This window comes from Comamonas sp. Z1, assembly GCF_008121555.1.
Taxonomy (GTDB): Bacteria; Pseudomonadota; Gammaproteobacteria; order Burkholderiales; family Burkholderiaceae_C; genus Comamonas; species Comamonas thiooxydans.
Map to the genome: position 1 here is coordinate 23,657 of NZ_VOQT01000030.1, position 13,830 is coordinate 37,486.

Genomic DNA, 13,830 nt, shown 5'->3' on the forward strand with positions numbered 1-13,830 from the left:
GGGCCGCAAAAAACATGTAAATAATTGATACACACAGAGGTGGTTGCCGCAGTGAAGGCTGCGGCACAAGCTGTGCAGTTTTTCTCGATTAATGACCAAAAAGCGGCATCTATGAGAGTCAATGCACCAGTGACACAGCGGGAGTACAGCTTTGATGAGCACGCGACTCTGATGTCCACCACGGACACCGAGAGCTACATCAAATATGCCAATCAGGCGTTCATGGAGGTCAGCGGCTTCGAGCCGCAAGAGATCCTCGGCCAGACGCACAATCTGGTGCGCCACCCGGACATGCCCCCGGCCGCTTTTGCCGACATGTGGGCCACCCTCAAAAGCGGCGAGCCCTGGAGTGCACTGGTCAAAAACCGGCGCAAGAACGGGGACCACTACTGGGTTCGGGCCAATGCCATTCCCATCATCCGCAATGACAAGGCCAAGGGCTATATGTCGGTGCGCACCCAGCCCGAGCGCAAAGAGGTCGAGGCGGCGCAAAAGCTGTATGAGTCCATGCACGACAAGGGCGGTTCCGCGCCTGAGTTGCACAAAGGCATAGTCTCCAAGAAAGGGCTGGGGAAGCTGCTGTCGATCTGGCGGCACATGGGGGTGCGCCGGCGCATTCGCCTGAACTCGCTGGCCTTGTGGGGCGCCCTGCTGCTTGGGGCCTGGCTGCTGGCTCAAAGCCAGATGCAGTTCCTGTCGATGGCGGCCTTCATGACGGTGGCCCTGATGCTGATGACGCTGTTGCTCGAGAGCCAGTTTGCCACGCCGCTGGAGCTGCTCAAGCGTCAGTCGCTGAACGTGGCCACCGGCAACAACCGGCAGACGGAATACTTGCAGCGCTCGGATGAAATCGGCACCACGCTGCGCACGGTCAACCAGATCGGTCTCATGTTCCGCTGGCTGGTGGACGATGTGAACCAGCAGGCGCTCAATGTTCAGCAGGCCTGCAACGAGATTGAGCAGGGCAACAGCTATCTGCACGGGCAGACGGAGCAGTTGGCGGTGAATGTGGCCCAGACTTCGGCCTCCATGGAGCAGATCACGGCCCGGGTTCAATCCAGCGCCGATACGGCCCAAAAAGCCGGCGTGCTGGCCAGCGAAGCCAGCGCGGCGGCCTTGCGCGGGGGCCAGTCCATGGATCAGATCGTCTCCACCATGGAGTCGATCACGGCCAACTCCCGCCGCATTGCCGACATCGTCGGCGTGATTGACAGCATTGCCTTTCAAACCAATTTGCTGGCGCTGAATGCGGCCGTGGAGGCCGCCCGTGCGGGCGAGCATGGCAGGGGGTTTGCCGTCGTTGCCGGCGAGGTGAGGGCGCTGGCGCAGCGCAGCGCCGATGCAGCCAAGGAGATCAAGGCGCTGATTCAGGCCAGCACGGCCACCATCGAGGCGGGCTCTCTGGTGGTCAGCGATGCGGGGAGCAATATCGGCGACATTGTCTCCCAGGCGCGCAGCGTGGCGGACTTCATTGCCGAGATCAGCAAGGCCACGCGCGAACAAAGCGAGGAGATCAGCCAGGTAGGGAAGTCGGTGGCGGACATGGACTATCTGACGCAGCAGAACGCGCAACTGGTGACCCAGGGGGCGCAGGCGTCGAGCAGCATGCAATGGCAGGTGAAGAATCTTGTGGAAGCGATTGGTGTGTTTCGATAGCCGACGAGTCGCAAAAGGTTGAGACGGCATGGCCGCTATCGCTGCAATGAGCGGGCTGCCGTCCTTCCTGATGAGCGAGGTGTGGACGAGCCGATCATGGCAGGCGCCTCAGCCCCAGAGCTGTGGCTTGTTCACCATCAAATAATAGGTGCCAGCCATGGCCACAAAGGCGGGGTAGCCCAGGGCCTCCCAGCGCAACTGGTATTGCCGGAAAAGCGGCGGCAGGGCCTGGCTCTGGCTATGCGCCAGGGTCGCCATCGCCGCCATTCGGATCTGCAGCCAGACCACGGGCAGCCAGCAGATGCCGGCCAGCGCATACAGGCCGAGCGAAAGCGCGAGCCAGGGAGTGGTGAGCGGCCAGCCTGCGAGATAGGCCATGGCAATGCCCGTGACCGGCTGAATGAAGACGCAGGGAGTAGTGAACCACCAGTCGGCCCGCACCACCAGGCGGCTGACCACTGCCTGGGCAGCGACCGAGCCGCTGCGGTTGGCAAAGAACATGTAGAAGGCCGAGCCGAGGCCGGTGCCGACCAGCAGCACGCTGGAGAGGATGTGTAGTGTCTTGAGCAACAGATAGGTATTCATGATTCAAGCCTGTTGTACGAGTGATTTGTTTGCAGCAAGAACCACAGCATGGCGGCGATGGGCAGGTTCTTGAGCAGCGGCCCCAGAGGGTGCAGCCACAGCGTGGGTTGAAGAGCCGTGCCGATCACGGTCATGGCCGTCATCAGCAGCAGGGCGCTCAGGTAGATGGCGCGGCCTGGACGCAGCAGCAAGGCCAGACCCAGAGCCAAATCGGCCAGCAGGCCGGACCAGATGAGCAGTGCCTGCCAGCTTGTATCGCCAATGCCGCCCTGGTCCAGCAAGCGGGCACCTTCGTGGTTGAGGCCCGAGAGTCCGAGATAGTCCAGTGCGCTGACCAGAGCCGTGCCCAGCCAGACGACGACCAGACTCGCGTGCATGAATTGGGCAGCTTGCTTCTGCGGGTTGGGTCTGCTGCTGTTTTGCAACTCAGGCATGGCGGCGTCCTTCCTTGGGCAAGGTGGCCAGCATGGCATCCGGAGCCACGGGAGCGCGCCCCAGCAGCGAGGCCAGGGTCTGAGGATCGGTAACGTTGTCGTTTTCCAGCAAGGCCATGGTTTCACTGCACCAGGGCAGGGAAGGGATCTGGTCGCCGACTCTGGCGCTGCCCTTGCTCATCCAGTCGGGCAGGGCATATACCGATGCCGGGCCGTAACCCATCTGGTTGCGCAGGCTGGCGATGAAGGCTTCTGTCGAAAGTGGCTGGGGGCCGCCGATTTCGACGATACCTTCGGAGGTGTCCGATGTCGCCATATGCGCGAGCACTTCGGCGAGGTCGCGCACGGCCACGGGCTGTATCTGGCTGCTGCGCATGAGTTCGGGCAGCAGCAGAACGGGCAGCCTGGCCAGATTCAGGAACAGCTGGCTGCTGGCTCCGCCCGCACCAAAGATGATGCTGGGTCGCACGACAACGGGATGGAGCCCGCCTTGTCTGCCCAGCGCCAGCAGATGCTCGTCGGCTGCGCGCTTGGTGCTTGCGTACTGGGTGCCGCCCTGACCCGCGCCCAGGGCCGAGACCTGCACCACGCGGCGCACGCCGGCCTGGGCACAGGCATCGAACAGCGCGATGGGAGCCAGAGAGTGCAGGGTCTGCAGATCCTGGTCGGGCTTGTCGCGCAGAGCACCGACGGCGTTGATGACGGCATCGATGCCCTGCAGATGCTCAAGCCATGCCTCGGCTGTGGTGCAGGTGCCAAAGTCCAGCGGCGGCTGGCTGTGGCGGCTGCGCACCACGGGGTCGTGGTCCAGCAGGGCCAGCGCATTCACGATATGTCGGCCCAGAAAGCCTGTGCCGCCGCAGATCAGAACTCGCATACGCTACTCCTTTGCAGTTTTCTGCCTTGACAGAATTCAGTTTGGCTTCAATCGTTGCCGCCATCCTTGCCTCGGACAAAGCGCTGGACGCTGGCGCCAAGGCGCAGGATCTTGTCCAGCGTGGCTGGAGACAGGCGCAGCATTTCGTCGGTCCAGATGCCCAGCGAATCCATGAGGCGCAGCGTCTCGTGCACGCGGTCCTGGGCATCGGGCGTTTCCTGCTCGAATTCGGGCTGGGCGATCAATTCGCGCAGCAGTGCGCTGGTGGGGTCGAACTCGCGCTGCTTGCGCTCTCGCACAATGGTGCGCAGCAGCTCCCAGACATCGGCCGAGGTCTCGAAATACTCGCGCCGGTCACCGCTCTTGCGGCTGCTGCGAATCAGGTTCCAGTTCAGCAGCTCCTTGAGGCTGTTGCTGACGTTGGAGCGTGCCGCGCCCAGGGTTTCGCAGATTTCGTCGGCATTGAGGGGACGGCCATGAAAGAACAGCAGTGCATGAATTTGTGCCACCGTGCGGTTCACGCCCCAGGCGTTGCCCATATCTCCCCAGTGGTGCACAAAGCGTTCAGCGATAGGACTCAGTTGCATGAGATGAAGTGTGGTCTTGCTTGAAATTTCTGTCAATACAGAAATTTATAATCGTGCGAATGCCCGAGCGGGATCCGCAAGGTGTTTGTACAGGCTGTGCGCATAGGGGGGCATGGCGGCAAGCAATTTTCTTGCAATGAAGAAATGTCGCATCGACCCGGTCGCTGCGTCGCTACTCGTAAAATAGCCGCATTACAGGGGCATGGAGCCCCGTCAGGGAAGGGAGAGTTCATGACCGCTGCATCCGTCCTGCGTGCCGCCTTGGTTCTGTCGGCCTGTGCTTGGGCCCAGGTCGCATCGGCTGCCTGCTATTTTGTCTATGCACCCAATAACGAGCTGATCTATCGCTCCAATGTGGCGCCGGTTGACCTGTCTCTGCCCCTGCATCAGACGGTGTCGCAACTCGCCCCCGGAGCCCGCATGTTTTTCTCGCTCGACGAGTACAACTGTGCCACCGAGGTCAACCTGATCGCCGAGCGCGCCCAGATTGCTGCGGCGCGCAATAGCCGCGAGCGCAGGCTGCGTGAAGAGCAACGCTTCTGATTGCATAGCTGTCAGACAAGCTTCGGCGGCACATTGAGGCTTGATTTTGCCTTGCAGAGGGCCTATCGGCTGGGCGCGTGATATGGGCGCCCATGCAGTTTTTTGCCGTGGTCGGCTCTCGGGTATGGGGTGGCCTGAGACAATCGGGCCACCTTTCATTCAAGCCATTGATTTCAATGGATAATACGCCCGGTTAGCCCCGTTTCGGGGTGGCCTGTGACACAAGCGTGTGACACATGGCCTATTTTTACCGCCGCAAAAGCGGGCGTTTTTATGCCCGCATCCGAGTGCCCGAGGCTCTACAGCCTCACTTCAGCACCCAAGAGTTACGCCGATCCCTCAACACGACTGACCGCGCCTTGGCTTGCCATTTGGCGCTCGCTGCGGCATTGCAATGGAAGGCGGAATTTGCCCGCCTCAGTGGTGATATGGATTTGGAAAAATTGAGCGCAGGTAGTCCCTTGCTGTTGTCTGTAGGGACTATCAAACTGGCCGACGCAGCGATAGAAATGGGGCTGTCAGTGCCAGAGCTGTTCGAGCAGCTCAAGGCCCGTAAGCTGGGCCTGTGCGTTAAATTAAACGGCCAACTGGGAGCCGATAAGAAAGTAGAGCTGGCCTATGAAGACGATGGCCCAGGTATCGACATTGGCGAAACTCTTTGGGGTCATAACCTTAGTCCTATGTTTGGCGAACAGAGGCTTAGGCCTGCTGCGGTAGCTCTCACAACTGGCGAGGTTTTCGAGGACTGTGTATTTCTCAATGACAAGGGCGGGTGGGTGGTGCTCGCCGATACCGTCAAAGTTCCAATAGGTGAACTGCTGGCTGAGCGTTCTGACTGTGAGCGCGTGCGGGCCTCTTTGGCTGCGACTATCACGCCCGTAATGCGAGAGGCTGCGCGGCCAGCACCAGCACCAGCACCCAACACAGACGTTATCGAGACAATGCGAGAGGCTGCGCTTGAGGCCGCTATGGGTGAGGCATACAAGCACCGAGGTATGCAATGCAGCGCTTTGCTTGAGGCCTTCTACAGGGAAAAGAGGTGGTCAGCAGCCACCATTGAAAAAAATCGACGCTTTCACGGACTGTTTGTTGAGCTGATGGGCAATCCTGTGCTGGGCAATATCAACCGTGAGCTTATGCGTTCATTCCGTGAGGCTGTCGAGGCTGTTCCTTGTTCGTTTAACACAATCCGCCGTGAAGACAAGCCCTATCACGGCTTGAGTATCCATAAGCTGGTCGAGGCCGGTAAGCGGGATGGCCTGGAGTTGATTGGGGCTGGACGCGCGGGCGAGTATGTCGCCAAGATTGGTGGGGCTTTCAATTGGGCCGTTGCCAATGGTTTCATGCGTTTGAATCCAGCATCGGGGCTGGCCCAAAAGAACGCCGCAAAGGTCAGGGAAAAAGATAAGCGCCAGCCGTTTGATGCCGCCATGTTGGGACGTATCTTCAGCCAAGACTTGTGGCGTGATGGACGCGGGAAAGTCACCAAGAAGGACGGCAAGCACCGTGAGTTTTCCCCGTTCAAATACTGGACACCTCTGCTGGCTTTGTATTCTGGCGCTCGGCGCGGCGAGCTGGCGCAGCTCTACGTAAAGGACGTGAAGCAAACCGAGAAGGGGACGTGGTATTTGGATTTCAACCTTGAGGGCGAAGGCAAGAAGGAGGCAGAGCGGGAAGAAGGCCAGAACGACAAGCAGCTAAAAACCGTCAACGCTATCCGCGTGATAGCCCTGCACCCGGAGCTTGTGCGCCTTGGTTTTGTTGAATATGTGCAGGCTTTGCGGGATGCAGGGCACGCGCGTGTCTTCCCAGAGTTGGCATGGGATCCAGTCAAGGGCTATGGCCGGTATGTTGGGCGCTGGTTCAATGACAAAATCATGAAGGGAAAGCTGGGAGTTGAGCGCGACGGGACGCTTTCATTCCACAGCTTCCGCCATACGTTCATTACCGCATGTGTGCTCACGGGCATGGGGGACGCAATGCGCGATGATCTTGCAGGCCATGCCCCTGTCGGCAGTCAAGGTGTCCGAACCTATGCCCACATGAAGCCAGACGAGCACCTTGAAGCGTTGTCTCGTGTGCGGTTCGACTTGCCCACGATTGGGACATTCGATGTTTTTGAGGGCATGCAGTCCTTGGCTGATGCGATTGAACGCAATTTTGATCTGAGGGCGAAAACGGCGAAAACGGCGAAGACACCCACTCGTCCCCGAAAGGCATAGGCTTGCTTAGCGGGCCTTGGCACGTTTTTTTTGCGCTGGGGGATACACGCCCTCAGCCATCTTCTCGGAGAGCGTCTGAAGGGCATCCCTGACCTTCCGATTGAGCTTGGCGTCCGGCACAGTGTCTTTGCTGTGCTGAAGTGGCCGCCCCTCTGAGCCTTTCCAGCCTCTACTCCATTCCGAGATTCGGTCTGTGTTCCTGTAGATGCTGGCGATGGCAGCCGCTCTGATTGGAAAGGAATTCACACGCCGCCGCAGTTTCTCCAGCTCTTTAGCTGGTGTCGGCTTGCCTGTGGCCTTCATTGCATGGCTGGCGGCGCGCATCGAGTCTTTCAGCTCTTCAGCCTCCCTATCGATGATGGCTTGAATGGGCCTGAGCTTGCGAAAGTGCAGCTCATCAGCCAGCTTGGTGAAGTCGTAGGAGGCCAGCGCCAGCGGGTCAGTCAGGCCGTATAGCTCAGGCCTATCCAGCTGCAACGTAGCTTCCATGCGCGCCCGGTGCTGGCTAGGTGGAAGCGGGATAGGCTTGTTGTCTTCGTCCAAGCCGTCTGTTTTCTTTGGGTAGCCTCTATGTGCGGATGCCGTAATGGCATAGCCATGCTCGTCGGTCTGATGGCCCTCATAGAACGTGCCGCCATAGTGGAACGTGGGGTCTAGCGTGAGCGGCACAGTGCGGCCTTTTTTGTGGCCTCTGGGGGTAAATTGGCGGGCGTGTTCACCATAGGCTGCAATGCCATATTGCATTGCAGCGTTTGCCACATAGATGGCCTTTGAATTGCTCTTAGGCTCAGGCTTGGGCTTCAGGTCAAAGGCAACCTCAATCCCTGCGATGCGGGCCGGTGCAGTGAACCCGAAGAAGGCCTCAAGGCCGCGCACGATGTAGGCAATTTTGGCCGCGTTGTTTTCGTGGTGGTGCTCTTGCAGCCGGAATACAAAGCCCGTGGCAGAGCCATTTTTGTTGGCTACGTTCTGGGCCGCGACGTGAATGACTGCCTCTGACGGACTAAGCCCAAGCAGGCGGTGCAACTCTGGCTGGACGTATTGAAACTCTGTGCTGCGCCCCAGCGTGACCGCTATGTCCAGCCAGTCAATGACAGCCGTGGCCTTGTAGTCGCTGAGGTTGATCTCGGGATGCATTGCTTGGCCGCCGTGGTGCTCTGGCGGTTCCTTCCTAGTGGGGTGCGATTTTCAAAAACGCACCTATTTTTTTGAATGGTAGGTATTGAGGGAAGTCCGATTCTTCTAGGACTTCGCTCATAAAGGCCCGGTCAGGACTCGGACATTTCTAGGACGGTGCCTGCTTCCTCTTCCGCGTAGGGGTTGAACTCGCGGGTCTTCAGGTCTTCGATCTGCTCGGCGGTCAGCTCATGAATGTGCAGCTCGGGCATGGGCTTGTCGTCGGCTGCGCGGTCGTCCATGCGCAGGCTGTGCCTCCACACGTCCGCTGTGTTCTTCACTACGGTGGATGCGGCCACGATGGCCCGCATGTTCAGTGCCACGTCCTTGGGCGTTGTCGGGGGCTTCTCGCGGATCATCTCCAACGTGACGGCCATCGCTTCGCGGATGGCCTGCACATGGGCTAGGTCGTCATGCAGAAGCTGGGCGGCCTTCTGTCTGATCGCGTCGTCAGAAGTGATTAGGGCCAGCAGCTTGCTGCGGCTGGCCTCTATCACTTCGGGCATGGCCGACCCCTTGCTGGTGCCGTGCTTGGCAAAGTGGCGTCCGAGCGTGCGGACGCCAATGCCAAGCTCTTGGCTGATTGCTGCGGTCGTGTAGCCCGCCGCCCTCATGCTGAGGGCTTGGGCGATGGCGTCCGGCGCGGTGTTTTTTGTCATTGTCTTGGTCTGTCTAAGACTCTATGAAGGTATGTCTTAGAAGAGGTGTATCTATGTAGTTATTAGGAGACGCCTTTTTAGTGGCGCTTGTTTTCTGATTCCAAAACGCTTGAATTCAATAAAAACAAACACTTCATCGCTACAAAATAGATAGCATTTTTAAGCTTTGTGGTGTGCAAAAAGCTGTCAAATTTTTGCGGAAATCCGCTGAGCACCAATGCGAAAAAGCCGCCTTGCAGGCGGCTTGTGCTGGTGGCTTAGATGCGTTCGGTAACGGTGGTTTCTCCGTTGTAGTCCGTCATGAGCAGGAACTTGATGCCCGCTGCATTGAAGCCAGTGTGCGTGATGGCGAAGCCCGCATCCATGGACTTGATGACGGTGGCGGATTCCAGGTAGTCGGCTGTTTCTTCGGGGGTCAGGGTTCGCATTAGGTTTCTTTCTTGAACTGTGCCGCCAGTTCCTCAAGGGTTGGCAGCGCTGGTGAGAGGTGGGCTTGGACGAAGACGGCAGCGGCTTCGGGGTTGTTGCAGTCGATCTCAAGGAATTGGACGCGGTTCATGACGCCCGCATACCTATCAAGTGCGACTTGCAGCACGTCCCCAAGCGCGGCGGAGGCGGATACGCCGTTGTGCTTCGCCATCTGTTCGATCCATGCCGTTTGGTGGGGGTAAAGGCGCATGCGAAACGTGCGGACGCCTTCCTCCTTGAGCTTTGCTTCGCGCTTCTGCTGGCGCTCCACTTCCGTCATTGGCTTGTCCCCAAGGGGCTTGCGGCCTCGACGTATACGCGGTTTGTTTTCTTGCATGCAAAAAGTATAGCAAATTTTGTGAGTAATTCACATATAAGAGATACAATTCATTTGTGTCTTTTTAGGTATGCCTCAAGCGAACCATTGTTTCTTGGTTCTGCTTATAGGTTTTGACGACCTAAAACGAATGTCATTTTCAGAAGGCGATAGCACGAATTATCAAAAGTCGGCCGCACGGTTTTTTCTGACGGTTGACGTCACCTCAGAAAACGGAAAATAAAGCACGCTTAGGCGTAGTTCCCTTGGCTACACCGCGTCGGTACTGCGCGGTTCTTTCTTCCCTTGCAGTGAAGCAATCAGCGGGCAAGAAACATTCCCCTGCCGCAGGTGGCAGGCACACACAAGTTCGGAAAGCACCGACTCCATACGCGCCAAGTCAGTCATTTTTTCGCGCACGTCCTTGAGCTTGTGCTCGGCCAGACTACTGGCTTCCTCGCAATGGGTGCCATCCTCCAGCCGCAGCAGTTCGGCTATTTCATCCAGACTGAAGCCCAGCCGCTGGGCTGATTTCACGAACCGCACCCGCGTTACATCCGCCTCGCCATAGCGGCGGATGCTGCCGTAAGGCTTGTCCGGCTCCGGCAACAAGCCCTTGCGCTGATAGAACCGGATGGTCTCTACGTTGTGACCTGCTCCCCGTAAACCGGGCCAGTCGGAATCTAGTAAAGTCCGTTTTCGAAGAGGAAGACGGACATGAAGAAGCGCTTTTCGGAAGAACAGATCATCGGCTTCCTGAAGGAAGCGGAGGCGGGCCTGCCGGTGAAGGAGCTGTGCAGGAAGCATGGGTTCAGTGACGCCTCGTTCTACACGTGGCGCGCGAAGTTCGGCGGCATGGAGGTGTCGGAAGCCCGTCGGCTCAAGGAGCTGGAAGCCGAGAACGCGAGGCTGAAGAAGCTGCTGGCCGAGGCGATGCTCGATATGGAAGCCCTGAAGGTGGTCGTGAAGGGAAAGCCCTGAGCCCGCAGGCCAGGCGCGAGGCGGTCGCGGCGATTCGGCAGAAGGTCAATGTCTCCGAGCGCCGTGCCTGCCGGCTTGTCGGGCTTTCGCGCAGCGTGCTGCATTATGAAGCGCAGCCGGACCACGAGAATGAGGCGCTCAAGGCGCGCCTCATCGAGCTGGGGCACCAGAGGCGGCGTTTCGGCTATCGGCGGCTACACGCGCTGCTGGCGCGCGAAGGAAGGCACGTAAACCACAAGCGCGTGCACCGGCTGTATCGCGAGGCCGGACTGGCCGTGCGGCGCCGGCGACGGCGCCACGGCGTGATGGTCGAGCGCGAGCAGCTGGCTTTGCCGAGTACGCCGAACGAGGTGTGGTCCCTCGATTTCGTGATGGACGCATTGTCCAACGGGCGTCGCCTGAAGTGCCTGACCATTGTCGACGACTTCACCAAGGAAGCGGTCGAGATCGTGGTGGACCACGGCATCTCGGGTCGGTATGTGACGCGCGTGCTGGACCGGGTGGCGCGCTTCAGGGGCTACCCGAAAGCGTTGCGCACGGACCAGGGACCCGAATTCACGAGCCGCGCGCTGGACCAGTGGGCCTACGCCAACGGCGTGACGTTGAAATTGATTCAGGCGGGCAAGCCGACGCAGAATGCGTACATCGAGTCGTTCAATGGCAAGTTTCGTGACGAGTGTCTGAACGAGCACTGGTTCACGACGCTCGCCCACGCCCGGGCCGTGGTGTCGGCATGGCGCCGGGACTACAACGAGGCACGGCCGCACAGCGCATTGAACTACCAGTCGCCGGCCGAATTCGCGGCGAAGCATCCGGCACCAGTAGGCGCTCCTGTCTTGCAGGAGCATGTTTGAACAGGACTTTACTAGAAGCTCCGTGGCCCTATCGAAGGGGGCAGGTCAGCTAATCATTGGTGGTTAACCTAGCTGTTATACCGCAAAAGATGCACTATCCTTCGTATATTAGAGATCTAACTAAATGATAAGTAAGAAAAATAATGCTGCGGAATTTCACAGAGTGTGACGTCGGAAACGAGTTCAAGCTATACGAGCGGATGGAGGTCGCCAGCGATATGTTAGCTGCTCGACGGAGGACCAATCTCGGCACTATGCGATTCGCTGTGTCGTTCCTTAGTCATTACGCACTAAATAGTCTAGCTGCTTAGTCGATGCAAACATTTGTCGCGATTGGAGCCGCCATCACGCTAAACAACCGTCGATCGACTCAATGAACGACTGCGCTGTCCGGACCGGGAACGACGGCCGCCAACGGCAAAAGTTGGCGAGCGCTATCTGTCTCTATTCTCATCAGCATGACCAATTTTCCTACAGTCCTATATTGACTATTCCTGTCGTCAGTAATTCACGGAGAAAAACATGAGCAACGCGTCGCATCCGCAACCCGTTACAGCTGCCGAAAATTATCGCGGCGTATGGGGTCATCGCATTGGTTTCGGCACCAAAGCGGCAATTCTCGTTATCGATTTCGTCAAAGCTTATACGCTCGAACATGCGCCGCTATACGCGCCGGGCGTCGCTCCGGCCGTCCGCGAAACCATAGGCGTCCTTGACGCTGCGAGAAGGCATGGCGTGCGCGTTATCCATACGGTCGTGAGCCACCAGTCGTCCGACTTTGCGGACGCCGGCGTATGGGCTCTTAAGGCACCAGTTGTGAAATGCTTGGCCGAGAAACCGTTCAACGAAGTGTGCGAAGGCGTCGAGCCACTTCCCAGCGAGTTAGTCATAAGCAAGCAATATGCAAGCGCCTTCTTCGGTACGAGCCTTGCGGCAACACTCACCGCCGCGCAAGTCGACACCCTGATTTTAACGGGCTGCTCGACGAGTGGCTGCGTACGCGCCACCGCCGTCGATGCAGTTCAGAACGGTTTTCGCGTAATCGTTCCGCGGGAATGTGTAGGTGACCGGCATAGCGGCCCTCACGAGGCGAACCTCTTCGACATCGATAGTAAGTATGGCGATGTTGTTAGCAAGCAGGAAGTTCTTGATTTCATTGAACGCCCGCGAAGCGTTCGGTAAAGACTAGGCGAAATTTGTTACTAACAGGAGAACAACTAATGAATAAACTGACTCAAACGAGCCACTATGACTACCAACCCATCATCGACCGCGCGCCACTCAAGTTTCCCAATGGCGCTCGCGTGGCTGTCGTTCCTTACATCAACATTGAGCACTTCCCTGAAGACATTCCCGGTACCGCGATCGTCCCCGCCACGGCGAGGTTCATTCCTGACGCACTGAACTATGGTTGGCGTGACTATGGAAATCGCGTTGGACTGTGGCGAATCATGGACATCATGGACGCGTTGCACATGCGTGGCACAGTCTGTCTGAACTCGGACATCATCACCGAATACCCACGCATCATCGAGGAAGGCGAGCGCCGCAACTGGGCTTGGATTGGTCACGGAATCAACAATGCACCTACCAATTTTCTTGCCGATATCGATGAGGACAGGGAGCGGACTATCATCCGGACAGTGCTTGAGAAGATGGAAAAAGTGCTCGGGCGCAAGACTAAAGGTTGGCTTGGACCCTTTCTCACGGAAACGCTCAACACGCCACACATCTTGGCAGAGTTGGGTGTCGAATATCTCTGCGACTTCACCGCGGACGACCAGCCGTTTAAATTTAACACACGTTCGGGAAGCCTCATTTCGGTACCCTACTCTCTTGAACTCAACGATCTCCCCGCTTTCATGAGCATCGGTGTCTCGCCGGCCGACTTCGGAGACATGATTGTCGATCAGTTCGACGTTCTGTACGAAGAGGGGCAGGATAACGCCCGTGTAATGCCCATCTGTCTGCACACTTTCCTGGTCGGCCAGCCATTCCGCGCGAAGCATTTGAGGCGCGCGTTCGAACACATCGCCCGTCATTCAGGCGTCTGGTTTGCGACGGGCGATGAGATCAATGACTGGTATCGGAGCAGCGTCATCGCGGCGTAGCGTGCCTGATAAGTCGCGCACGCTGCGTGGAAAATTGGCGAGCCAATTTCAATTAATAACGCTGATTGCATCGATTGAAACGACGGATCCGTCCGATCACTCTCAGATAGTGCCCATGTCGACGAAAGTCAGCCATAACGAAGCCTATGTCGGCCTAAAAATGCCCAGCGGGATCATTCTCATAGGGCACGTCTGAGCTTCGAATGAGTATTGAAAAGTAAGAGGAAGGAGTTCGGTAATACCCCCTGAAATCCACCGCTGGGAGAAGTAGAATTTTCTCGTTAAGAGGGAGTTCTGCAGATGAAGAAGTCGAGATTCACAGATAGCCAGATATTGGAGGCGCTCAAGCGCGCGGAGGCTG

The 13,830-nt window shown here is 58.0% G+C and carries 14 protein-coding genes and 1 pseudogene; 6 read left to right on the forward strand and 9 right to left on the reverse strand.

Going from position 1 to position 13,830, the window contains the following annotated elements:
• The first annotated feature begins 111 nt into the window (after positions 1–111).
• On the forward strand, positions 112–1,656 hold the full coding sequence (locus FSY45_RS26110; protein WP_046462782.1) for a PAS domain-containing methyl-accepting chemotaxis protein: 1,545 nt from the start codon (positions 112–114) through the stop codon (positions 1,654–1,656).
• A 108-nt stretch (positions 1,657–1,764) separates the two neighbouring features.
• On the opposite strand, the gene FSY45_RS26115 is transcribed toward FSY45_RS26110, so the two are convergent.
• Genes FSY45_RS26115 through FSY45_RS26130 form a run of 4 tightly spaced genes read right to left on the reverse strand, consistent with a single transcriptional unit; the run spans position 1,765 to position 4,139 of the window.
• A complete protein-coding gene (locus FSY45_RS26115) occupies positions 1,765–2,241 on the reverse strand; it encodes a DUF2269 domain-containing protein (RefSeq protein WP_012839001.1) in 477 nt (158 codons plus the stop codon).
• On the reverse strand, positions 2,238–2,675 hold the full coding sequence (locus FSY45_RS26120; RefSeq protein ID WP_046462776.1) for a DoxX-like family protein: 438 nt from the start codon (positions 2,673–2,675) through the stop codon (positions 2,238–2,240). Before FSY45_RS26120 ends, FSY45_RS26115 begins: the two co-directional genes overlap by 4 nt.
• Positions 2,668–3,552 (reverse strand): NAD-dependent epimerase/dehydratase family protein, encoded by an 885-nt coding sequence (locus FSY45_RS26125; protein WP_046462777.1) that lies wholly within the window; start codon positions 3,550–3,552, stop codon positions 2,668–2,670. The genes FSY45_RS26120 and FSY45_RS26125 overlap by 8 nt, the downstream gene beginning before the upstream one ends.
• Positions 3,553–3,599: 47 nt before the next feature.
• Entirely contained in the window at positions 3,600–4,139 is a 540-nt protein-coding gene (locus FSY45_RS26130; RefSeq protein WP_012838998.1) for a GbsR/MarR family transcriptional regulator, read from the reverse strand.
• Between the two features lie 231 nt (positions 4,140–4,370).
• Between FSY45_RS26130 and FSY45_RS26135 the strand changes: the two genes are divergently transcribed.
• Both FSY45_RS26135 and FSY45_RS26140 read left to right on the forward strand, forming a co-directional pair.
• The gene (locus FSY45_RS26135; RefSeq protein ID WP_003064135.1) at positions 4,371–4,682 is read left to right on the forward strand and encodes a hypothetical protein; all 312 of its coding nucleotides are present in this window, start codon (positions 4,371–4,373) and stop codon (positions 4,680–4,682) included.
• 236 nt (positions 4,683–4,918) lie between these two features.
• Positions 4,919–6,904, forward strand: a complete 1,986-nt coding sequence (locus tag FSY45_RS26140; protein WP_148748535.1) for a DUF6538 domain-containing protein — start codon at positions 4,919–4,921, stop codon at positions 6,902–6,904.
• A gap of 6 nt (positions 6,905–6,910) precedes the next feature.
• On the opposite strand, the gene FSY45_RS26145 is transcribed toward FSY45_RS26140, so the two are convergent.
• The 5 genes and pseudogenes from FSY45_RS26145 to merR form a co-directional block, all read right to left on the reverse strand.
• A complete protein-coding gene (locus tag FSY45_RS26145; RefSeq protein ID WP_148748536.1) occupies positions 6,911–8,041 on the reverse strand; it encodes a hypothetical protein in 1,131 nt (376 codons plus the stop codon).
• A gap of 131 nt (positions 8,042–8,172) precedes the next feature.
• Positions 8,173–8,739, reverse strand: a complete 567-nt coding sequence (locus tag FSY45_RS26150; RefSeq protein ID WP_148748537.1) for a hypothetical protein — start codon at positions 8,737–8,739, stop codon at positions 8,173–8,175.
• 257 nt (positions 8,740–8,996) lie between these two features.
• Entirely contained in the window at positions 8,997–9,167 is a 171-nt protein-coding gene (locus FSY45_RS27995; RefSeq protein ID WP_187427618.1) for a hypothetical protein, read from the reverse strand.
• On the reverse strand, positions 9,167–9,487 hold the full coding sequence (locus FSY45_RS26155; RefSeq protein WP_148748538.1) for a hypothetical protein: 321 nt from the start codon (positions 9,485–9,487) through the stop codon (positions 9,167–9,169). Before FSY45_RS26155 ends, FSY45_RS27995 begins: the two co-directional genes overlap by 1 nt.
• Positions 9,488–9,793: 306 nt before the next feature.
• Positions 9,794–10,186: pseudogene (gene merR, locus FSY45_RS26160) on the reverse strand (Hg(II)-responsive transcriptional regulator); the annotation flags it as partial.
• A gap of 54 nt (positions 10,187–10,240) precedes the next feature.
• Here merR and FSY45_RS26165 point away from each other — a divergent pair.
• The 3 genes from FSY45_RS26165 (at position 10,241) to FSY45_RS26175 (ending at position 13,469) form a co-directional block, all read left to right on the forward strand.
• A protein-coding gene (locus FSY45_RS26165; RefSeq protein ID WP_370512851.1) for an IS3 family transposase occupies positions 10,241–11,358 on the forward strand; the annotation gives its coding sequence in 2 pieces (ribosomal slippage) (positions 10,241–10,499 and positions 10,499–11,358; 1,119 coding nt in all).
• Between the two features lie 522 nt (positions 11,359–11,880).
• On the forward strand, positions 11,881–12,540 hold the full coding sequence (locus tag FSY45_RS26170; protein ID WP_064491741.1) for an isochorismatase family protein: 660 nt from the start codon (positions 11,881–11,883) through the stop codon (positions 12,538–12,540).
• A 38-nt stretch (positions 12,541–12,578) separates the two neighbouring features.
• Positions 12,579–13,469, forward strand: a complete 891-nt coding sequence (locus FSY45_RS26175) for a polysaccharide deacetylase family protein (RefSeq protein WP_222864884.1) — start codon at positions 12,579–12,581, stop codon at positions 13,467–13,469.
• The last annotated feature ends 361 nt before the right edge of the window (positions 13,470–13,830 follow it).